The 21,327-nt window shown below is 60.1% G+C and carries 14 protein-coding genes; 9 read left to right on the top strand and 5 right to left on the bottom strand.

What is annotated here, in order from left to right; translation table 11 throughout:
* Positions 1 to 23: 23 nt before the first annotated feature.
* From pilB to B6S08_RS08940, 4 genes are all read right to left on the bottom strand, one after another.
* Positions 24 to 1,736, bottom strand: coding sequence for a type IV-A pilus assembly ATPase PilB (gene pilB / locus B6S08_RS08955; RefSeq protein ID WP_094200365.1), 1,713 nt, complete (start codon positions 1,734 to 1,736; stop codon positions 24 to 26).
* A 3-nt stretch (positions 1,737 to 1,739) separates the two neighbouring features.
* On the bottom strand, positions 1,740 to 2,156 hold the full coding sequence (locus B6S08_RS08950) for a pilin (RefSeq protein ID WP_094200599.1): 417 nt from the start codon (positions 2,154 to 2,156) through the stop codon (positions 1,740 to 1,742).
* Positions 2,157 to 2,422: 266 nt separating this feature from the next.
* Positions 2,423 to 3,277 carry a carboxylating nicotinate-nucleotide diphosphorylase gene (gene nadC / locus B6S08_RS08945; protein ID WP_094200364.1) on the bottom strand — a complete coding sequence of 285 codons (855 nt, stop codon included), beginning with the start codon at positions 3,275 to 3,277 and terminating at the stop codon, positions 2,423 to 2,425.
* Positions 3,278 to 3,326: 49 nt separating this feature from the next.
* On the bottom strand, positions 3,327 to 3,845 hold the full coding sequence (locus B6S08_RS08940) for a retropepsin-like aspartic protease family protein (protein WP_094200363.1): 519 nt from the start codon (positions 3,843 to 3,845) through the stop codon (positions 3,327 to 3,329).
* 74 nt (positions 3,846 to 3,919) lie between these two features.
* Between B6S08_RS08940 and ampD the strand changes: the two genes are divergently transcribed.
* The 9 genes from ampD to B6S08_RS08895 all read left to right on the top strand — a co-directional run bounded on the left by ampD (position 3,920) and on the right by B6S08_RS08895 (position 20,232).
* Positions 3,920 to 4,462 carry a 1,6-anhydro-N-acetylmuramyl-L-alanine amidase AmpD gene (gene ampD / locus B6S08_RS08935; protein ID WP_211284181.1) on the top strand — a complete coding sequence of 181 codons (543 nt, stop codon included), beginning with the start codon at positions 3,920 to 3,922 and terminating at the stop codon, positions 4,460 to 4,462.
* A gap of 346 nt (positions 4,463 to 4,808) precedes the next feature.
* Positions 4,809 to 5,570 carry a pyruvate dehydrogenase complex transcriptional repressor PdhR gene (gene pdhR, locus B6S08_RS08930; protein WP_094200362.1) on the top strand — a complete coding sequence of 254 codons (762 nt, stop codon included), beginning with the start codon at positions 4,809 to 4,811 and terminating at the stop codon, positions 5,568 to 5,570.
* Positions 5,571 to 5,631: 61 nt separating this feature from the next.
* Positions 5,632 to 8,292 (top strand): pyruvate dehydrogenase (acetyl-transferring), homodimeric type, encoded by a 2,661-nt coding sequence (aceE, locus tag B6S08_RS08925; protein WP_094200361.1) that lies wholly within the window; start codon positions 5,632 to 5,634, stop codon positions 8,290 to 8,292.
* A 10-nt stretch (positions 8,293 to 8,302) separates the two neighbouring features.
* On the top strand, positions 8,303 to 10,198 hold the full coding sequence (aceF, locus tag B6S08_RS08920) for a pyruvate dehydrogenase complex dihydrolipoyllysine-residue acetyltransferase (protein ID WP_094200360.1): 1,896 nt from the start codon (positions 8,303 to 8,305) through the stop codon (positions 10,196 to 10,198).
* 152 nt (positions 10,199 to 10,350) lie between these two features.
* On the top strand, positions 10,351 to 11,778 hold the full coding sequence (gene lpdA / locus B6S08_RS08915; protein ID WP_094200359.1) for a dihydrolipoyl dehydrogenase: 1,428 nt from the start codon (positions 10,351 to 10,353) through the stop codon (positions 11,776 to 11,778).
* 207 nt (positions 11,779 to 11,985) lie between these two features.
* Positions 11,986 to 14,226 carry a patatin-like phospholipase family protein gene (locus B6S08_RS08910; RefSeq protein ID WP_094200358.1) on the top strand — a complete coding sequence of 747 codons (2,241 nt, stop codon included), beginning with the start codon at positions 11,986 to 11,988 and terminating at the stop codon, positions 14,224 to 14,226.
* Between the two features lie 216 nt (positions 14,227 to 14,442).
* On the top strand, positions 14,443 to 17,040 hold the full coding sequence (gene acnB, locus B6S08_RS08905) for a bifunctional aconitate hydratase 2/2-methylisocitrate dehydratase (RefSeq protein ID WP_094200357.1): 2,598 nt from the start codon (positions 14,443 to 14,445) through the stop codon (positions 17,038 to 17,040).
* 194 nt (positions 17,041 to 17,234) lie between these two features.
* Positions 17,235 to 19,427, top strand: a complete 2,193-nt coding sequence (locus B6S08_RS08900) for a TonB-dependent receptor (RefSeq protein ID WP_094200356.1) — start codon at positions 17,235 to 17,237, stop codon at positions 19,425 to 19,427.
* A 124-nt stretch (positions 19,428 to 19,551) separates the two neighbouring features.
* Positions 19,552 to 20,232, top strand: a complete 681-nt coding sequence (locus B6S08_RS08895; RefSeq protein WP_094200355.1) for a Fe2+-dependent dioxygenase — start codon at positions 19,552 to 19,554, stop codon at positions 20,230 to 20,232.
* Positions 20,233 to 20,250: 18 nt separating this feature from the next.
* On the opposite strand, the gene B6S08_RS08890 is transcribed toward B6S08_RS08895, so the two are convergent.
* Positions 20,251 to 21,186 carry a LysR substrate-binding domain-containing protein gene (locus B6S08_RS08890; RefSeq protein ID WP_211284180.1) on the bottom strand — a complete coding sequence of 312 codons (936 nt, stop codon included), beginning with the start codon at positions 21,184 to 21,186 and terminating at the stop codon, positions 20,251 to 20,253.
* Between the last annotated feature and the right edge of the window lie 141 nt (positions 21,187 to 21,327).

The raw sequence follows: 21,327 nt of genomic DNA, 5'->3' as shown, positions 1-21,327 counted from the left end.
GACCTCCCTGTGGCGAATGGGGCTTAGCCGGTTACCCGATTGACCTCGGACAGGCTGATAATGCCCAGGCGGGCCTTCGCCAGGGCCGACTGGCGCAAGGTCATCATGCCATCCTCCTCGGCGGCCCGGGCCAGCGCCAGGGAGCCTGCGTCGTTCATGATCAGGCTCGACAGGCGTTCACTCATGGCCAGTACCTCGTAAATGCCGGTGCGGCCCTTGTAGCCATCGGTGCACTGGGCGCAGCCCACGGCGCGATACAGGGTAATACCCTCGGCCTGCTGGGCCGGGGTAAAGCCCAGGGCCTGCAGTTGCTCGGCACTCATCTGCTCGGGTTCCCGGCAGTGGGTACACAGCTTGCGTGCCAGCCGTTGAGCGATAATCAGGCTGACCGATGACGCGATATTGTAGGCCGGCAGCCCCATGTTGCTGAGTCGGGTCAGGGTTTCGGCGGCGGAGTTGGTATGCAGGGTAGACAGCACCAGGTGACCGGTCTGGGCCGCCTTGACCGCGATTTCGGCGGTTTCAAGATCCCGAATTTCCCCTACCATGATGATATCGGGATCCTGGCGCAGAAAGGCGCGCAGGGCGTGGGAAAAGCTCAGCCCCGCCTTGGGATTGATCTGTACCTGATTGATGCCGGGCAGATTGATTTCAATCGGATCTTCGGCGGTGGAAATGTTGGCCGACACCTTGTTGAGAATACTCAGGCCGGTATAGAGCGACACCGTCTTGCCCGAACCGGTGGGGCCGGTGACCAGTATCATGCCCTGTGGCCGGTTCAGGGCATTGAGGTAGAGGGCTTTCTGGACTTCGCTGTAACCCAGCTGCTCAATGTCAAGGCGGGCGGCAGAGCTGTCGAGAATACGAATGACGATTTTTTCGCCCCACATGGTGGGCAGGGTGTTGACCCGCATGTCCACCGACTTGCTGCGGGTGAGCTTGAGCTTGATGCGGCCATCCTGGGGCAGGCGGCGTTCGGCAATGTCGAGGCGGGCCATGACCTTGAGTCGGGCGGCAAAGCGGGAGGCCAGGTTAACCGGCGGCGAGGCCACCTCGTGCAGTATACCGTCAATGCGAAAGCGAATGCGAAAGAAGGTTTCGTAGGGCTCAAAGTGCAGATCCGAGGCTTCCCGGCGCACCGCGTCGAGCATGATTTTGTTGATATACCGCACGATGGGGGCGTCGTCTTCCTGGCCGCCGGGTTCGTCGTCCCGCTCCGAGGGATCTTCGCCTAGTTCCAGGCCGGCGATGTCGTCGTCGGCGATATTGTCCAGATCCAGCCCGGTGCCGGTGTTTTGCTGCAGGCTACTCAGCAACTGCTGCAGTTTGCTCTCTTCCACCAGCAGGGTGTCGGTGACCAGGTTGAAACGAAAGCCGAAGTCTTCCAGCGCCGCCACATTGGTGGGATCCGACATGGCCAGATACAGCACTTTGCCGCGCAGGTGCACGGGAATGGCGTAATGGCGCTCGATCAGATCCATGCTCAGATACTGTGACGGCACTTCCTCAGTATCAAAGTCGTCCAGACTGACCAGGGGCAGGCCGAATTCCCGCTCGCAGAAGCGAGCCAGTTCCTCGCTGGAAAGCAGCCGGGTTTCCACCAGCACGGTACTGAGGGGCTTGGCTTCCTGAACGGCGCGGGCACAGGCCTGCTCCAGTTGGGCCGAATCCAGAATGGATGAAGCGGCCAGGCTACGGGCCAGGCCGCTGATGGTGGTATTAGCAGGGGAACTCATCAATTAGCAATATTCTGCAGGGCTACAAGAGCTGTCCCAAGTAATACGCCCGCTATTGACAGTCCCTGTCATGGTATAAGTGGCGCCAGATACATCACCAGCTCCTGTCGCTGTAACCGTAAAATCTGGATCACTAAAAGAAGTTGTGACTGAGTTGACCAAATCCGTAGCAACTGTTCCATCGGCGGCACTGGTTGCGCGGTTTGCACAGGTACCACCTGCATTTCCGGATTGTGTGCACACTTCTATGGTGGTCTTAACCGCTCCAGTAGCAGCGATCACTTCACTGAATTTGGCACGATTGGTATAGGTCTGGTAGGCCGGCAGCGCCACTGCCGCCAGTATGGCCACAATGGCCACCACTATCATCAGTTCAATCAGGGTAAAGCCGCCCTGGCGGGAAAGAGAGGTCTTTTTCATAACGTCATCCTTGAGTGGCAGAAAAAAGAGGGGTATCTCCGGCTTCATTCAAGCCTGCCATTTATTGATAGCAAGCGGTTGTGTTTTTTTCCAGCAAACAGTTTAACGGAATGGGACAAACTCCCGTTCTTTTTCGCTCAACCTTGCGATTTTTTGATATGGATGTTTTTTGAGGTTTTGCTAGCGCTTGTGAGCGAACCGTGGCCGGCCATAAAAAATGCCGGGCAAGCCCGGCATTTTACGGATGGTAACCGGCAGAAAAGGGCTCAGCTTTCGACCCGCAATGACAGATCCAGGGCGTGTACATGCTTGGTGAGGGCGCCTACCGACACAAAGTCGACTCCGGTGGCGGCGTAGCCGGCAATGGTTTCCTGGGTGACGTTGCCGGATACTTCCAGTTTGGCGCGTCCGGCGGTGGTGGCCACGGCGGTGCGCATATCGGGCACGCTGAAGTTGTCGAGCATGATGATATCGGCGCCGGCCGCCAGGGCCTGCACCAGCTCGGCCAGGGATTCCACTTCCACTTCCACCGGTTTCTCCGGCTGTAGCCGGCGGGCCTCTCTCACCGCCTTGTCGATGCCGCCACAGGCGAAGATGTGGTTTTCCTTGATAAGGTAGGCGTCATACAGGCCCATACGATGGTTGTGGCCACCGCCACAGGTCACCGCGTATTTCAGCGCTTGGCGCAGGCCGGGCAGGGTCTTGCGCGTGTCGAGCAGGCGGCAGTGGGTGCCGGCCAGCAGATCCACATAGCGCCGGGTTGCGGTGGCCACCGCCGACAGCGTCTGAATAAAGTTCAATGCGGTGCGCTCGCCGGTGAGGATGGCCCGGGCCGGACCGGAGAGGGTGAGAAGCCGCTGGCCGGCGGTAATGGCATCACCGTCCTTGACCAGCCAGTGCAGGCTGACTTGCCCGCCCAGTTGCACAAAGGTCTCTTCGGCGAAGTCCCGACCGCAGAACACGCCGTCTTCTCGGGTGATCAGGTGGGCGGTCACTTGCTGATCTTCGGGCAGCAGCATGGCGGTAATATCCTGCCGGGGATCCAGATTGCCGCCCAGATCCTCGGTGAGGGCGGCGGTGACGTTAAAGCGTATTTCCCGGGCCAGGGAGGCGTTGTGCATGGCGTCTACCTTTTGTCACATATGCAGATGTAATGTGGCTTGCCGAAGGCTAGGGGGCCTGCTGCAAGAACTTCATGGTCAGCTGCGAGCCCCGCTGGGTCAGCTCAAAGCGGCGCAGGGCGTTCATGCCCAGCAGCACTTCGTCGCTGGTGCCGGGCATGATGACAGCATCCAGATCGTACAGGGTGAAGGGGCCGAGCGACAACGTTTTAATGCGGGTACGGTAGCCGGTGACATGCCCGGCGGCGGTACTAAGCCGCAGAGGCGCGCCCACCGGCAGGGTCAACCGTGCCGCGACCGCCTGGGGCACTGCCATTTGGGTGGCGCCGGTATCGAGCAGCAGTACCACCGGCTGGCCGTTGATGGCGCCGTCGGCCAGGTAGTGGCCGTGGCGGCTTTGCTGGAGCACCACGCTGTCGGAACCGACGACCTGCACCTGGCGTTCGGTATCGGCGCGCAGCATCAGGCGCTGGTGAAAGTGCCAGGTCAGCAGCATCAATGCGAGCAGCCAGGCCAGCAGCCACATGATGCGCCCGGTGCGTCGGACCGGATCCCTTGGTTGCGTCATCCTCGCTCCTTGTCCGCCTTCGGTCCCTTAACCTGTTAGTATATGCGCGCCCGTCACTCTTTACTGGAACCATCATGCCCCTGAGCCTGAATCAGGGCTGGCTGAGCCCGGCCCGCCATTGTGAATCGCCTCACCAGGACGAACGTCCCGATGCCGAAGTTTCCCTGCTGGTGGTGCATTGCATCAGCCTGCCCCCGGGGCGTTTTGGTGGCCCTTATATCGATGATCTGTTCCTGGGACGGCTGGCGCCGGCGGCGCATCCCTATTTTGAGGATATTTACCAACTGCGAGTGTCGGCCCACTGCCTGATACGGCGCGACGGCGAGCTGGTACAGTATGTGCCGTTTCACCGCCGGGCCTGGCATGCCGGGGTGTCCTGCTTTGACGGCCGTGACAGGTGTAATGATTTTTCCATCGGCATTGAGCTGGAAGGCACCGACACCGGCGACTACACCAACGCCCAGTATCAGCGGTTGGCCGACGTGAGCCGAATGCTGATGTGCACCTATCCCGCCATCACGCCGACACGCATTACCGGCCACAGCGATATTGCCTCCGGCCGCAAAACCGACCCCGGCCCCGGGTTTGACTGGAAACGGTTTCGCGCCATGCTTTGATGGCTGACAGAAGTGGTAGGTTGTGATGAGCGAAGCGAATCGCAACAGGGGAGTGGCCAGCGGCACCATGTTGGAATTCGCTGCGCTCATTCGCAACCTACGCCATCCCCATTCCCCAGCCCCCAATCCCTAATCCCCATTCCCCGGTTTTCGGTTGGTCTGACCATTACCAATTTTCTTGTGTTTTACTGTGGCTGGGCTAGTTTTATGAGCCGGTTCGAAAAAACACCGGCCGATATCCTTCATTTGTATGCAATGATCACAAAAACCATGGACAATTCTTGCCTGCTCTGATACCTTTTTTTAACAGTGTTAATTGGTATTACCAATTTTAAAAGCCGAGCGAATGACCTATCAGCGCATCAAACAACCCAAACTTGCCGAAACCATCGCCGCCAAACTGGAGCAGATGATAGTCGAAGGCAGCCTGCAGCCGGGGCAGCGTCTGCCGCCGGAGCGGGAGCTGGCCGAGCAGTTTGCGGTGTCACGCCCCTCGGTGCGTGAGGCCATTCAGCACCTGGAGGTGCGCGGTTTGGTGTCCCGCAAACAGGGCGGCGGCACCTATGTGCAGAACGCCCTGACCAAGGGGCTGGCCGATCCGTTGTTCCAGCTGCTGGCGGAGCACCCGGAGTCCCAGTACGACCTGCTGGAGTTTCGTCACACCATGGAAGGTATTTCTGCCTTTTATGCGGCGATGCGCGGTACCGAAACCGACTTCGACGCCATTCGCGCGGCCCAGCAGGCCATCATTCAGGCCCAGGGAAAGGGCGATCTGGCCGCAGAAGCCAAATACGCCGCCGAGTTCTACCTGGCGGTGGCGGCGGCGGCCCACAACGTGGTGCTGCTGCACCTGTTACGTGCCATTCAGCCCATGCTGGAGTCCAGCATTCTGCGCAACATTCAGATTCTTAACCGGCGAGCCGGCATGGTGGAGAAGATTCGCAAGCATCGCGCCAATCTGATCCAGACCATTTTGTCACGCGAGCCGGAGCAGGCCAGGGACGCTTGTCATGAGCACCTGGCCTTTATTGAAGAAACCCTGTTTGACATTCAGCGTGAAGAGAGCCGTATTCAGCGCTCCCTGCGCCGAACCCGTCAACAGGAATAATAATGCCTTCGGCAGCGACGAAACCCATGGGCGTCAGCCCCAAACGAGATAGGAAACAGCCATGTCTGATATCCTGAAAAATGATGTGGATTCAATAGAGACTCAAGAGTGGCTTGACGCCCTGGAGTCTTTGATCCGTCAAGAAGGACCTGAGCGCGCGCAGTACATTTACGAGCGCCTGACCACCAAAGCCATCAAGCATGGCGTTGCCGTGGCCCGCAATGCTCACTCAGATTACGTCAACAGCATCACCACCGACGAAGAACCTGAGTACCCGGGCAACTGGGATCTGGAACGGCGGATCCGCGCCATCATCCGTTGGAACTCAGTCATGATCGTACTGCGCGGCTCCAAGAAAGACCTGGATCTGGGCGGCCACATGTCTTCCTTCTCTTCGAGCGCCACCATGTACGAAGTGGCGTTCAACCACTTCTTCCGCGCCCGCAACGAGAAAGACGGCGGCGACCTGGTGTTCTTTCAAGGGCACATCTCTCCCGGCATCTACGCCCGCGCCTTTGCCGAAGGCCGCCTGACCGAAGCCCAGCTCGACATGTTCCGTCAGGAAGTGGACGGCAAGGGCATTCCGTCCTATCCGCATCCCAAGCTGATGCCGGACTTCTGGCAGTTCCCGACCGTTTCCATGGGCCTGGGCCCGATCAACGCCATCTATCAGGCCCGCTTCCTCAAGTACCTGACCGACCGTGGCCTGAAAGACTGCTCCGAGCAGCGCGTTTACGCCTATCTGGGCGACGGCGAGATGGACGAGCCGGAATCCAAGGGTGCCATCACCATCGCCGCCCGCGAGAAGCTGGATAACCTGTGCTTTATCATCAACTGTAACCTGCAGCGCCTGGACGGCCCGGTGGTGGGTAACGGCAAGATCATCAACGAACTCGACGGCCTGTTCACCGGTGCCGGCTGGAACGTGGTCAAGGTTATCTGGGGTCGTCGCTGGGACGATCTGATCGCCAAGGACACCTCCGGCAAGCTGGTTCAGCTGATGAACGAGACCCTGGACGGCGACTACCAGACTTTCAAGTCCAAAGACGGTGCCTACGTGCGCGAGCACTTCTTCGGCAAGTATCCGGAGACCGCCGAGCTGGTGAAGGACTGGACCGACGAGGAAATCTTTGCCCTGAACCGGGGTGGCCACGATCCGGCCAAGATGTTTGCCGCGTACAAGAACGCCGCCGACACCAAGGACAAGCCGACCGTTATTCTGGCCAAGACCATCAAGGGTTACGGCATGGGCGATGCCGCCGAAGGCAAGAACATCGCGCACCAGGTCAAGAAGATGGACATGTCTTCCCTCAAGCACTTCCGCGATCGTTTCAACATTGAAGTGAGCGACGAAGAGCTGCCGAACCTGCCCTACATCAAGATCGAGGAAGGTTCCCGCGAGCACGAGTACCTGCACGCCCGTCGTCAGAGCCTGAAGGGCTTCCTGCCGACCCGCCTGCCGGAAACCACCGTCAAGCTGGACATTCCCGCGCTGGAAGACTTCGCCCCGCTGCTGGAAGAGCAAAAGCGCGAAATCTCCACCACCATGGCGTTCGTGCGTTCCCTGAACATCATGCTGAAGGACAAGTCCATCGGTAAGCGCATCGTGCCCATCCTGGCCGACGAAGCCCGTACCTTCGGTATGGAAGGCCTGTTCCGTCAGATCGGTATCTACAACCCGCACGGCCAGAAGTACGTTCCTCAGGACCGTGAGCAGGTGGCCTACTACAAGGAAGACAAGAAGGGCCAGGTACTGCAGGAAGGCATCAACGAGCTGGGCGCCATGTCGTCCTGGCTGGCCGCTGCCACCTCCTACAGCACCAACGACTGCCCCATGATTCCGTTCTACATCTACTATTCGATGTTCGGTTTCCAGCGGGTAGGCGATCTGTGCTGGGCCGCCGGCGACCAACAGGCTCGCGGTTTCCTGCTGGGTGCCACCTCCGGTCGTACCACCCTGAACGGTGAAGGTCTGCAGCATGAAGATGGCCACAGCCACATTCTGGCGGGCACCATTCCGAACTGTATCACCTACGATCCGACTTACGCCTATGAAGTCGCGGTTATCGTGCAGGACGGTCTGCGTCGCATGTACGGCGACAACCCCGAGAACGTGTACTACTACCTGACCACGCTGAACGAGAACTACCACCAGCCGGCCATGCCGGAAGGCGCCGAGGAAGGCATCCGCAAGGGTATCTACAAGCTCGAAACCGTAGAAGGCAGCAAGGGCAAGGTTCAGCTGATGGGCTCCGGCACCATCCTGGTGGGTGTGCGTGAAGCCGCCCAGATCCTGGCCGAGGAATACGGCATCGGCTCCGACGTGTACAGCGTACCGTCCTTCAACGAACTGACCCGCGACGGTCAGGACGCCGAGCGCTGGAACATGCTGCACCCGACCGAAGAGGCCCGCGTGCCTTACATCGCTCAGGTGATGGGCACCGAGCCGGCCATCGCCGCCACCGACTACATGAAGAACTACGCCGAACAGGTGCGTGCCTTTATGCCGTCCGTGAGCTACAAGGTGCTGGGTACCGACGGTTTCGGTCGTTCCGACAGCCGTGAGAACCTGCGTCGTCACTTTGAAGTGAACAAGCACTATGTGGTGATTGCCGCGCTGACCGAGCTGGCCAAGCAGGGCACCATCGACAAGCAGGTCGTGGCCGACGCCATCGCCAAGTACGGCATCGATGCCGACAAGATCAACCCGCTGTACGCATAAGGGGTAACACATGTCTAAAGATATTCTGGTGCCGGATATCGGCGCGGACGAGGTTGAAGTTACCGAGATCCTGGTTGCCGTGGGCGACAAGGTCGAGGAAGAGCAGTCTCTGATCACCGTGGAAGGCGACAAGGCCTCCATGGAAGTGCCTGCCCCCGCCGCCGGCGTGGTCAAGGAAATCAAGATTGCCGTGGGCGACAAGGTCAACACCGGTTCTCTTATCATGGTATTTGAAGCAGAGGGCGGCGCTGCCGCCCCGGCTGCTGCCGAAGAAGCGCCCAAGGCCGAAGCGGCCCCGGCCGCTGCCGCCGCCAGCGCCCTGAAAGAGGTGCAGGTACCGGACATCGGTGGTGACGAGGTGGAAGTGACCGAAATCGCCGTGGCCGTAGGTGACACCATTGAAGAAGAGCAGACCCTGATCACCGTGGAAGGCGACAAGGCTTCCATGGAAGTACCGGCGCCGTTTGCCGGCAAGGTCGCCGAGATCAAGATTGCCGTGGGCGACAAGGTCAACACCGGTAGCCTTATCATGGTATTTGAAGTAGCCGGTGGTGCCGCACCGGCTGCTGCCGCCGCGCCGGCCGAAGCCGCGCCTGCTGCTGCCCCGGCCGCTGCCGCCGCCAAGGACGTGAACGTGCCGGACATCGGCGGTGACGAAGTGGAAGTCACCGAGGTGATGGTCGCCGTGGGCGACAAGGTGGACGCCGATCAGTCCATCCTGACCGTGGAAGGCGACAAGGCCTCCATGGAAGTGCCCGCGCCCTTCGCCGGTGTGGTCAAGGAAATCAAGGTGGCCACCGGTGACAAGGTGAACACCGGCTCTCTGGTGATGGTGTTTGAAGTGGAAGGTGCCGCTCCGGCTGCTGCCCCTGCCGCCGCCGCTCCGGCCAAGGCCGAGGCGCCGAAAGCTGCAGCGCCCAAGGCTGCCGCGACCGCCGCTGCGCCGGCCGCTGCCAAGGGCGAGTTCGTTGAGAACAATGCCTATGTGCACGCCACCCCGGTGGTTCGCCGCCTGGCCCGCGAGTTTGGTGTTGATCTGTCCAAGGTATCCGCCACCGGCCCGAAACAGCGCATTCTGAAGGAAGACGTGCAGAACTACGTCAAGTCCATCATCAAGCGCGTGGAAGGTCAGCCTGCGGGTGTGGCCGTGGCCGGCAACGGTCTGGAAGTGCTGGCCTGGCCCAAGGTCGACTTTGCCAAGTTCGGTGAAGTGGAAGAAGTGGCCCTGACCCGCATTCAGAAGATCTCCGGTCCGAACCTGCACCGTAACTGGGTGAAAATTCCCCACGTTACCCAGTTCGACGAGACCGATATCACCGAGCTGGAAGAGTTCCGCAAGACCGAGAACGCCATCGCCGAGAAGCAGAAGCTGGGTTACAAGATCTCTCCGCTGATCTTCATCATGAAGGCCGCCGCCAAGGCACTGGAAGCCTATCCCAAGTTCTGCTCTTCCCTGTCGGAAGACGGCCAGAGCCTGGTGATGAAGAAGTACGTGCACATCGGTGTGGCGGTGGATACTCCCAACGGCCTGGTGGTTCCGGTGGTTCGCGACGTCAACAAGAAAGGCATTCGCGAACTGGCGCTGGAGCTGGGTGAAATCTCCAAGAAGGCCCGCGCCGGCAAGCTGACCGCGGCCGACATGCAGGGCGGCTGCTTCACCATATCGTCTCTGGGCGGCATTGGTGGCACCCAGTTCACCCCCATCGTGAATGCGCCGGAAGTGGCCATTCTGGGTGTGTCCAAGTCCAGCATCAAGCCGGTGTGGAACGGCAAGGAATTTGAACCTCGCCTGATCCAGCCGCTGGCACTGTCCTACGACCACCGAGTGATTGACGGTGCCGACGGCGCCCGCTTCATCACCATGCTGAGTGGTGTACTGAGCGACCTTCGTCGCCTGGCCCTTTAATGTGACAAGGCAGGCATAAGCCTGCCTTTTTACTTTCTTTTTAATAACAGAACAGTAAACTTTTGCCCGTTTGCAATGTAGTGGCCGTCTTGAGTCTGGTGCTCCGGCCGTCACTGCCTGAACAGGGCTGAAAAATCATAATAGAGGTCACCATGAGTCAAGAAGTCAAAGCTCAGGTTGTGGTTCTGGGCGCGGGCCCTGCCGGCTATTCTGCCGCTTTCCGTGCCGCCGATCTGGGCCTGGAAACCGTTATTGTCGAGCGCTACTCCACCCTGGGCGGTGTTTGCCTGAACGTGGGCTGTATCCCCTCCAAGGCGCTGCTGCACATCGCCAAGGTGATTGAAGAATCCAAGATGATGGCCAGCCACGGTGTGACCTTTGGCGAGCCGCAGATCGATCTGGACAAGGTGCGCGCGCATAAGGAAAAAGTAATTGGCCAGCTGACCCAGGGTCTGGGTGGCATGGCCAAGATGCGCAAGGTCAAGGTAGTGAACGGCTTTGCCAAGTTCACCGGTGCCAACACCCTGGTCGTGGAAGGCGAGAACGGCAATACCACCGTCAATTTTGACAACGCCATCATTGCCGCCGGCTCCCGTCCGATCAAACTGCCTTTCATTCCTCACGACGACCCGCGCGTATGGGACTCTACCGATGCGCTGGAGCTGAAGGAAGTCCCCGAGAAGCTGCTGGTCATGGGTGGCGGTATCATCGGCCTGGAAATGGGTACCGTGTACCATTCCCTGGGCTCCAAGATCGACGTGGTTGAAATGTTCGACCAGGTGATTCCGGCGGCCGACAAGGACATCATCAAGATCTTCACCAAACAGGTGAAGAGCAAGTTCAACATGATGCTGGAAACCAAGGTGACCGCCGTTGACGCCAAGGATGACGGTATTCACGTCACCATGGAAAACAAGAAAGGCGAGAGCATCACCAACGTTTACGACGCCGTGCTGGTGGCCATCGGCCGTACCCCCAACGGCAAGTCCCTGGACGCCGAGAAAGCCGGTGTTAACGTGGACGAGCGTGGTTTCATCAACGTCGACAAGCAGCTGCGCACCAATGTGCCGCATATCTACGCCATCGGCGACATCGTGGGTCAGCCCATGCTGGCGCACAAGGGGGTGCACGAAGGCCACGTGGCCGCCGAAGTGATCGCCGGCATGAAGCACTACTTCGATCCCAAAGTCATTCCGTCCATCGCCTACACCGAGCCGGAAGTGGCATGGGTGGGTGTGACCGAGAAGGAAGCCAAGGAAAAAGGCCTGAACTTTGAAGTGGCTTCTTTCCCCTGGGCGGCCTCCGGCCGGGCCATTGCCTCCGACTCTTCCTACGGCATGACCAAGCTGATCTTCGACAAGGACACTCACCGCGTACTGGGTGGTGCCACCATTGGTACCAACGCCGGCGAACTGCTGGGTGAAATCGGCCTGGCCATTGAAATGGGCGCCGACGCCGAAGACATCGCGCTGACCATTCATGCTCACCCCACTCTGCACGAGTCCGTGGGCATGGCCGCCGAGGTGTTCGAAGGCTCCATCACCGACATGCCGAACCCCAAGGCCAAGAAGAAGAAGTAAGTTTTCTTCTTGCCTGAGGAATGCAACGCCCGGCCATCTGGCCGGGCGTTTTTTGTTTGGAGAGCAGGCGCTGAGGAACAAGGACTTGAGCGTTTCCTTCCCGAATCCTGTGCCTGCCGTTGTCTTTTGCGGCCTGGCCGGCACTCCCCATTTTTCGTTTGACGGCATACAATGCGAACATAATGTGCTCGTTGCCGTCGAATTGCCATGCGTCCTTACCTGCTGTTGCTGACCCTGTTGTTGTCGTTGCCGGCGCTGGCCGAGCGTCCTCACGTGGCCCTGGTGCTGAGTGGCGGCGGGGCCAAGGGCGCCGCCCATGTGGGGGTGATTCGCGTGCTGGAGCAACATCGCATTCCCGTGGATATTGTTACCGGCACCAGTATGGGAGCCTATGTGGCGGGCATGTACGCCCTGGGGCTGGACGCCGATGAGCTGGAGCGGCAACTGCTGGCCCTGGACTGGAACCAGGGCTATCAGGACAAGGTGGGCCGGGACGAGTTGTCGTTGCGGCGCAAGCGGCAGAATGACGAATTTCTGCTGCGAACCGATATCGGCATTGACGAAGACTGGCAGCTCAGCCTGCCCGGCGGCTTTTTTCAGGGCCAAGCCCTGGGCGCCCTGCTTCGGCGCAGCACCCTGACCATTCCCCGACTGAAAAACTTCGATCACCTGCCCATACCCTACCGGGCGGTGGCCACCGACATGGAAACCATGACCCCCGTGGTGCTGGGGCGGGGTCACCTGGCTACTGCCATGCAGGCCTCCATGTCGGTGCCCGGCGTGCTGCAGCCGGTGGAGCTCAACGGCAGGCTGCTGGCGGATGGCGGCGTGGTCAACAACCTGCCGGTGGACGTGGCCAGAGAGTTGGGCGCCGAGGTGGTGATCGCCGTGGACATCGGCGACGCCATGCTGCCCCGGGACAAGCTACACAACGCCCTGGCCATGGTGACCCAGCTCACCAACTACCTGACCCGGGCCGGCACCGAGCGGCAGAAGGCCCTGCTCACCGATGACGATGTCTTGCTCACTCCGGATATTATTGGCATTGGTGTGGGTGACTTTAACCGCATGCCCGAAGCCATTGCCCGGGGGGAGGCGGCGGCCACGGCACTGCTGCCGCAACTGCTGGCGCTCGCCCTGAGTGAGCAGGACTATGCCGACTACAGAGACCGCAAGCTCGACCGGCGGGCACGGTTGCAGCGCAGCGATGCGGTGTTTCTCGACCGGGTGGTGGTGGAGAACGACTCCCGTCTCAGCGAGGCGGTGATTCTGGACGCGCTGGGGCTCAGGCCTGGACAGTTCCACCAAACCGAGGATCTGGAGCAGGGGGTGCGCCGGCTCTATGCCCTGGACGCCTTTGAGCAGGTCAGTTACCGCATCGAAGAGCAGGACGAGGAGCAGGTGCTCACGGTGCACACCCGTGAAAAAGATTGGGGACCGGGCTTTGTCGACCTCAAGTTTGCCCTGGAAGACGACTTTTCCAGCCGCACCAACTTTGAGATTGGTGCCCAGTTTCGCCGCACCAATATCACCGCTCTCGGGGGCGAATGGCTGGCCGAGGCCACCCTCGGCAGCAACAAGCTGGTGGCCACCGAGTACTACACGCCCCTGGACACCGATTACGACTTCTTTATGAAGGCGAGGGCCGAATACCAGAAGCGCCGGCGCACCTTTTTTGTCGAGCCGGGTGACGATGACTTACTGTTGTTTGGCCGGCTGACGACCCTGGACTTCGACTACGCCACCTGGCAGCTGCTGGGAGAGCTGGGTTACAACCTCAACCCCTGGAGTGAGTTGGCCCTGGGGCTGCAGGGGTTGACCGGCGACATTGAGGCGCGCAACTTCAATGACAGCCTGGACGTTGGCTCGGTAGGCCCCTACCTGCGCTTTACCCACGATACCCTGGACAATGTGTTTTTCCCCACCCACGGCGAGGCGGCGGAGCTGACCCTGGGGTATTACCGCAACCGGCTGGAAGGTCAGGAGGATGACGAACGGGTAGCCGGGCTGGATTATGAGCTGGACTGGTTGCGCCCCTGGAATGCCGGCCGGCATACCTTTGTGGGCAAGCTGGTGCTGGGCGGCTCCACCGCCGAACAGCCGCTGCCGGTGTTTGCCCGCAGCCTGGGCGGCCTGTTCAACCTGTCCGGCTACCAGAGCGAACAGCTCAGCGGCCGCTACAGCGGCCTGGCAGGTGTGCTTTATCACTATCGCTGGGCCGACAACGACTTTGGTGCCTTTCGCTCACCGGTTTATCTGGGCGGTTCACTGGAGCGGGGCGGGGTATGGAACTCCGGAAGCGAGGTGGGCTGGGGCAACTCGCTCATCGCCGGCAGCATATTCGTTGGCGTCGACACCAACTGGGGCCCGCTCTATCTGGCCTACGGCCAGGGTGAAGGAAATAAAAGTAGTATTTACCTCTACTTCGGCAACCTGTTCAGCTTCTGATGTGAATGGCGGGTTCGATCCCGAACGTGCTCAAAAGAGTATGGAAAGGTCATGTAAAACATGGCGTTAGTCAAATATTCGAGCAAAGGGGAGGTGGGCCGGATTTTAATTCATGGTTAAAACTTATATACTTTCGCGGCGTTCTGAAGGACGCCCCTGGCCCCCTACAAGGACATTTACGCCCTCGGTGGCGAATGATAATAAGAGGATACAGTCGTGCTTGAAGCCTATCGTAAACACGTCGAAGAACGTGCCGCAGAGGGAGTGGTTGCCAAGCCACTCGATGCAGAGCAAGTAGCCGCCCTGGTTGAATTACTCAAAAACCCGCCCGCCGGCGAAGAAGCCTTCCTCTACGAACTCCTTTCTACCCGCATTCCCCCTGGTGTTGATGAAGCCGCTTATGTAAAAGCCGGTTTTCTCGCCGCCGTGGCCAAGGGCGAGGTGAGCTCGCCGGTGGTGTCTGCCGAGCAGGCCACCGAGCTGCTGGGTACCATGCAGGGCGGTTACAACATCGCCCCGCTGATTGAGCTGCTGGACGTGGCCGCGCTGGCGCCCATCGCCGCCAAGGCCCTGAGCCACACCCTGCTGATGTTCGACGCCTTTCACGATGTGGACGAGAAGGCCAAGGCCGGCAACGAATTTGCCAAGCAGGTGATGCAGTCCTGGGCCGACGCCGAGTGGTTCCTCGAGCGCCCCAAACTGGCCGACAAAATCACCATGACCGTGTTCAAGGTGCCCGGCGAAACCAACACCGACGATCTGTCTCCGGCCCAGGACGCCTGGTCCCGCCCCGACATTCCGCTGCACGCCCAGGCCATGCTGAAGAATGCCCGTCCCGGCATTGAGCCCGATGAAGACGGCACCATTGGTCCGATCAAGGCCATTGACGCCCTGAAGGAAAAAGGGCATCCGCTGGCCTATGTGGGCGACGTGGTCGGCACCGGCTCCAGCCGCAAGTCCGCTACCAACTCCGTGCTCTGGCACATGGGTGACGACATTCCGTTCGTGCCCAACAAGCGCGCCGGCGGCATCTGCATTGGCGGCAAGATTGCCCCCATCTTCTTCAACACCATGGAAGATGCTGGCGCCCTGCCCATCGAGTGCGACGTCACCAAACTGAACACCGGCGACGTGATCGACATTTACCCCTACGAGGGCAAGATTTGCCGCCACGGCAGCGACGAGGTGCTGAGCACCTTCAAGCTGAAGACCGACGTGCTGCTCGACGAAGTCCGTGCCGGCGGCCGTATTCCGCTGATCATCGGCCGTGGCCTGACCGACAAGGCCCGTGAAGCGCTGGGTCTGGCACCCTCCGAGGTGTTCAAGCGCCCGGCCCCGGTGGCCGACTCCGGCAAGGGCTACACCCTGGCCCAGAAGATGGTGGGCAAGGCCTGCGGCGTGACCGGCGTTCGCCCCGGTCAGTACTGCGAGCCCAAAATGACCACCGTCGGCTCCCAGGACACCACCGGCCCGATGACCCGGGACGAGCTGAAGGATCTGGCCTGCCTGGGCTTCTCCGCCGATCTGACCATGCAGTCGTTCTGTCACACCGCCGCCTATCCCAAGCCGGTGGACGTGACTACTCACCACACCCTGCCCGACTTCATCATGAACCGGGGCGGCGTGTCGCTGCGTCCGGGCGACGGCGTGATCCACTCCTGGCTGAACCGCATGCTGCTGCCCGATACCGTGGGCACCGGCGGTGACTCCCACACCCGTTTCCCCATCGGCATCTCCTTCCCGGCGGGCTCCGGCCTGGTGGCCTTTGCCGCCGCCACCGGCGTGATGCCGCTGGACATGCCGGAATCCGTGCTGGTGCGCTTCAAGGGCGAAATGCAGCCCGGCATCACCCTGCGCGATCTGGTGCACGCCATTCCCTACTACGGCATTCAGCACGGCCTGCTGACCGTGGCCAAGGAAGGCAAGATCAACGAATTCTCCGGCCGGGTGCTGGAAATCGAGGGCTTGCCCCAGCTGAAGGTGGAGCAGGCGTTTGAGCTGGCCGATGCCACCGCCGAGCGCTCCGCCGCCGGTTGTACCATCAAGCTGGATAAAGAGCCGATCATCGAATACCTCAACTCCAACATCGTGATGCTGAAGTGGATGATCGCCGAAGGCTACGGTGACCAGCGCACCCTGGAGCGCCGCATCAAGGGCATGGAAGAGTGGCTGGCCAACCCCGAGCTGATGGAAGCCGATGCCGATGCCGAGTACGCCCACGTGCTGGAAATCGACATGAGCGAGATCAAGGAGCCGATCCTGTGTGCCCCGAACGATCCCGACGATGCCCGCCTGCTGTCCGACGTGACCGGTGAGCACATCGACGAGATCTTCATCGGCTCCTGCATGACCAACATCGGTCACTTCCGTGCCGCCGGCAAGCTGCTCGACAAGTTCAAGGGCCAGCTGCCGACCCGGCTGTGGGTGGCACCGCCGACCAAGATGGACAAGGATCAGCTGACCGCCGAAGGCTACTACGGCATCTTTGGCCGGGTCGGTGCCCGCATCGAGATCCCGGGCTGCTCCCTGTGCATGGGTAACCAGGCGCGGGTAGGCGACAACACCACCGTAGTGTCGACCTCCACCCGTAACTTCCCCAACCGTCTGGGCAAGGGTGCCAACGTGTATCTGGCGTCGGCCGAGCTGGCCGCCGTGGCTGCCATTCACGGCAAGCTGCCGACCGTGGCCGAGTACCTGGAATACGCCCAGGAGCTGAACGCCACCGCCGCCGATACCTATCGCTACCTGAACTTCGACGAGCTGGACAGCTACGTGCAGAAGGCCGATACGGTGATTTTTAAGCAGGCCATCTAAGACGCAATAATGACTATCTAGTCATAACGTCAGACCTAAGCCAGCCCTCGGGCTGGCTTTTTTATGCGCGCCGCTGACACATTTGTAACAAAAGTCACATTTTGCATTGATCTCGATTAAACAATAAATGAGAATGAGTCGCCTTTTTGAAGTGGCAATAATTCTTATAATTAACTTGTATCGAGGAGTTGTCAGTGCGCACCTTTATTCGCTCAACCGCACTTCCCCCCAAAACCATGATCGGCTCGGCGGTCGGCTTGGCCGTGGCCAGCCTGGCGGTACCGGCCCATGCCCAGGAAGACGTAACCCGTCTGGATACCGTACTGGTCAAGGAGTCCCGCGAGCAGGGCTACAAGACCGAGGCGTCGGCATCGAGCAAGTATGTGAAGCCGTTGCTGGACACCCCCCAGACCGTGACCGTGGTGCCGAAGGAAGTGATCAAGGAGCAGCAGGCCCTGAGCCTGCGCCAGGTGCTGTCCAATGTATCCGGCATTACCTTTGATGCGGGCGAGGGCGGCGGTGGCTCCGGCGACAAGATCAACATTCGTGGGTTCAGTGCCAACTCCAACATGCAGATCGATGGCCTGCGCGACAGCAGCCAGAACAACCGTACCGACACCTTCAACATCGAGCAGGTGGAAGTGCTGAAGGGGCCCAACTCGGTGTTTGGCGGTGCCGGCACCACGGGAGGCGCCATCAACCAGGTGAGCAAGGCTCCCCAACAGCGTGACTTCGCCGAAATCGGCGCCAGCCTGGGCACCGACGAATACCGTCGTATGACCCTGGACGCCAACACCACCCTGGACGACGTAGGCGTTAACAGCGCCGCCCGTATTAACCTGATGGTTCACGAAAACGACGTGCCCGGCCGCAACAATATCGACCGTGAGCGCTTCGGCATTGCACCGTCCGTGACCATTGGCCTGAGCGAGCAGACCCAGGCCACCCTGAGCTATTTTCACCAGCAGGACGACAACCTGCCCGACTACGGCCTGCCGGCCCGGGACGGCAAGGTGCTGCCCGGCGTGGATCGGGAGAGCTACTTTGGCTGGCGCAACCTGGACGAGGAAAAGATTCAGTCCGACGCCGTTACCCTGAAGCTGGAACACGAACTGAGCGACACCGCCCGCATCGAGAACCAGACCCGTTACAGCCGGGTAGATCGGGATACCACCATTTCTGCGTCTCACGTCAACACTGCCGGAGTGCCCGAGGGTAATTACCTTCCCGCCGGCCCGCAGGCCTATCGCCGGGATGCCCAGACCGAGATGTGGATCAACCAGACCGGTCTGGCCTTTGAGTTCGACACCGGTGCCTTTAAGCACGATATGCTGGTGGGCGGCGAGATCTCCCGGGAAACCTATGATCTGACCACCGGCAGTTACAACCTGAGCGGCAATTACCCGGCCGGCGGCTTTGATCTTTACAACCCGCCGGGTAAATGGACCGGCCCCACCAGCTACGCCAATTCCGGCGGTACCGATGCCGAGCTTGATACCCGTGCCCTCTATGTGTTTGATACCATTACGCTTGCCCCGCAGTGGGATCTGAGCCTGGGCCTGCGCCACGACTGGATTTCCGGCGAAACCACCAACAAGGTCAGTGGCGATACTGCCTCCAGCAGCGATCAGATGTTCAGTGGCCGCGCCGGTATCGTTTACAAGCCTGCCGAGAACGGCCGTATTTATCTGGCCTATGGCACTTCCTTTAACCCGGCGGCAGAGGCTCTTGCCACCTCGGGAAGGGTCTCTGGTGAAAACCTTGAGCCCGAGAAAAACGAGACCTGGGAACTGGGTACCAAGTGGGAGCTACTGGATGGCCGCCTGGGCCTGGACGGTGCCCTGTTCCGGGTCGACAAGACCAATGCCCGTGAAACCAATGAGTTGACCAACGAGCTGGAACTGGCCGGCGAGCAGCGGGTGCAGGGCGTGGAAGTGGGCCTGACCGGTGTGCTGACCGAGCAATGGAAGGTATTTGCCAACTACACTTTCCTCGACAGCGAAACCCTGAAGTCAGTGGCGGCGCCACAAGCGGGTGGCCGCGATTCCGAGGGGCAGCCGCTGGGCAATACACCACGTAACAGCGCCAACCTGTGGACCACCTATGAAATCCTGCCGGGCGTGGAGCTGGGCTATGGCGCCCGTTATGTGGGCTCTCGCTACGTGGCGTCTGATGTGGATGCCAAGATCGACAGCTACTGGGTGCATAATGCCATGGCGTCTTACCAGGTCACCGACGCCTTCAGCCTTCAGCTGAACGTCAATAACCTGTTTGACGAGGAATATGTGGAACGGGTGCGTGGTCGTCCGGGCACCGACACTCGCAGCTCCGCTGTTGAGCTGGGTGACGGCCGCTCCGCCGTGCTGTCTGCCAACTACCGGTTCTGATTTAATGGGGCGCGGGTGTCCCTGGGGCGCTGATGCAGTCGAGCCGCCTGCGTTCCAATGGCCGTATATTTAAACAAAGCCCCTGATGGGGCTTTATTCATTATCAGGAAAAGAGAATTTCACCATGATGCTGCATATACCCGGCGTATTGAGCGCCGAGCAGGTGACCGAATGCCGTGAGCGTCTATTGGCCGCACAATGGGTAGATGGCAATGCCACCGCCGGCTTTCAGTCGGCCCAGGCCAAGAACAACCTGCAATTACCCGAAGACAGTGACACCGGCAGGGCCATCGGCAAGCTGATCACCGAGGCACTGTCTCGTCATCCGCTGTTTGTGGCCGCGGCCTTGCCGGAGAAAATTTTTCCGCCGTTGTTCAACTGTTACCAGGGCGGCCAGTCGTTTGGCATTCATGTGGATAACGCCATTCGCATGAATCCGGTTACGGGCGAGCGTATTCGCACCGACCTATCGGCCACCCTGTTTTTCTGTGACCCGGATGAATACGAAGGGGGCGAGCTGGTGGTGGAAGACACCTATGGTGCCCACAGCGTCAAGCTGCCCGCCGGCGATCTGATCTTGTACCCATCCTCCAGCCTGCACAAGGTGCTGCCGGTGACGCAGGGCGCGCGCATCAGCTCCTTTTTCTGGATTCAGAGCATGGTACGGGACGACGGCCAGCGCAGCCTGCTGTTTGATCTGGATACCGGCATTCAGAGCCTCAACCAGCAACTGGGCAGCGACAGCGAAGCCAGCATTCAGCTCACCGGGGTCTATCACAACCTGCTGCGCCGCTGGGCGTTGTGAGCCGAACAACGGACTGGGTTAACTGGTGGAAGCAGGGTTGCCCTCAGCAAGGCGGTGGGGAGTCATTGATGTACTTTGTATGGCACAGGTCAGTATCCATTGCTGCAGTGCCTGTTTGGCTTCGCTATTGTCGTCGGGCTGAATATCGATCAGTCCATAGCCACGTCGAGAGTGGAGCGGTTGCGTATCCAGGGCGACCAGAATGCCGCTTTCCAGCAAGCCGTCAACCAGCCCCCGCCAACCCATGCCAATGCCCTGGCCCGCGATAACCGCCTGTAACAACAGGGTATAGTTGTTGAATGTCAGCTCTGAAGGGTGCAGGTGGTTGATGCCGGCCCGCTGCTGAAAGTAGCCGGGCCAGTCCATCCAGCTCTGGCCCTGATCGGCCGTGAGCGTCAGCAGCGGCGCATCGGCCAGTTGAGCAAGATCATCAAAAGGACCATGCTCCTGCAGAAAGGCGGGGCTGCAAACCGGAAATACGACTTCGGGCAGTAATCGTGGCACGTTTGCCAGGGTTTGTTCGTCACAGAACACGATGGCAACATCGACTTCCTTGTCTTTCCAGTCCAGTACGCCCTGATTGGTCATGATGCGTACGTCAATCTGGGGGTGAAGGCGGCGAAACAGCGGCAGTCGCGGCATCAGCCAGTAAGCGGCAAACGAGAAGTCGGTGAGAATATTGACCCTGGGATGACGGTGCTGTTGCTGAAGGCGCTCCAGGGTGCGCTCCATGGTGCTGAACCCTTCTCGTACACTGGCAAACAGTGCCTGGCCTGCGTCGGTGAGCCTGACGCCACGATAGACCCGCTCAAATAACGGCAGACCCAGCTGCTCTTCCAGGGTGCGAATGTGCTGGCTGACCGCCGACTGGGTTGAGCGCAGCTCTCTGGCCGCCGCGGTAAAATTCAGCTGGCGGGCCGCAACCTCGAAGACCCGCAGGCTGTTGGGGGACACGGTTCTGTTCAGTAACAACATTAGCTCAGTAGATGTTCATGCTATATCAGAGGACCACTATAGTGGCGCCCGGTTGATGCAGGAATGCCGATTTACGACATGATGTTATTCATTCATAACATTAGCTGAGCTAATTGCAGA

Source organism: Oceanimonas doudoroffii (genome assembly GCF_002242685.1).
Classification (GTDB): Bacteria; Pseudomonadota; Gammaproteobacteria; order Enterobacterales; family Aeromonadaceae; genus Oceanimonas; species Oceanimonas doudoroffii.
Note: the sequence above shows the minus strand (reverse complement) of the source record. Positions and strands in the feature narration are given on the sequence as shown.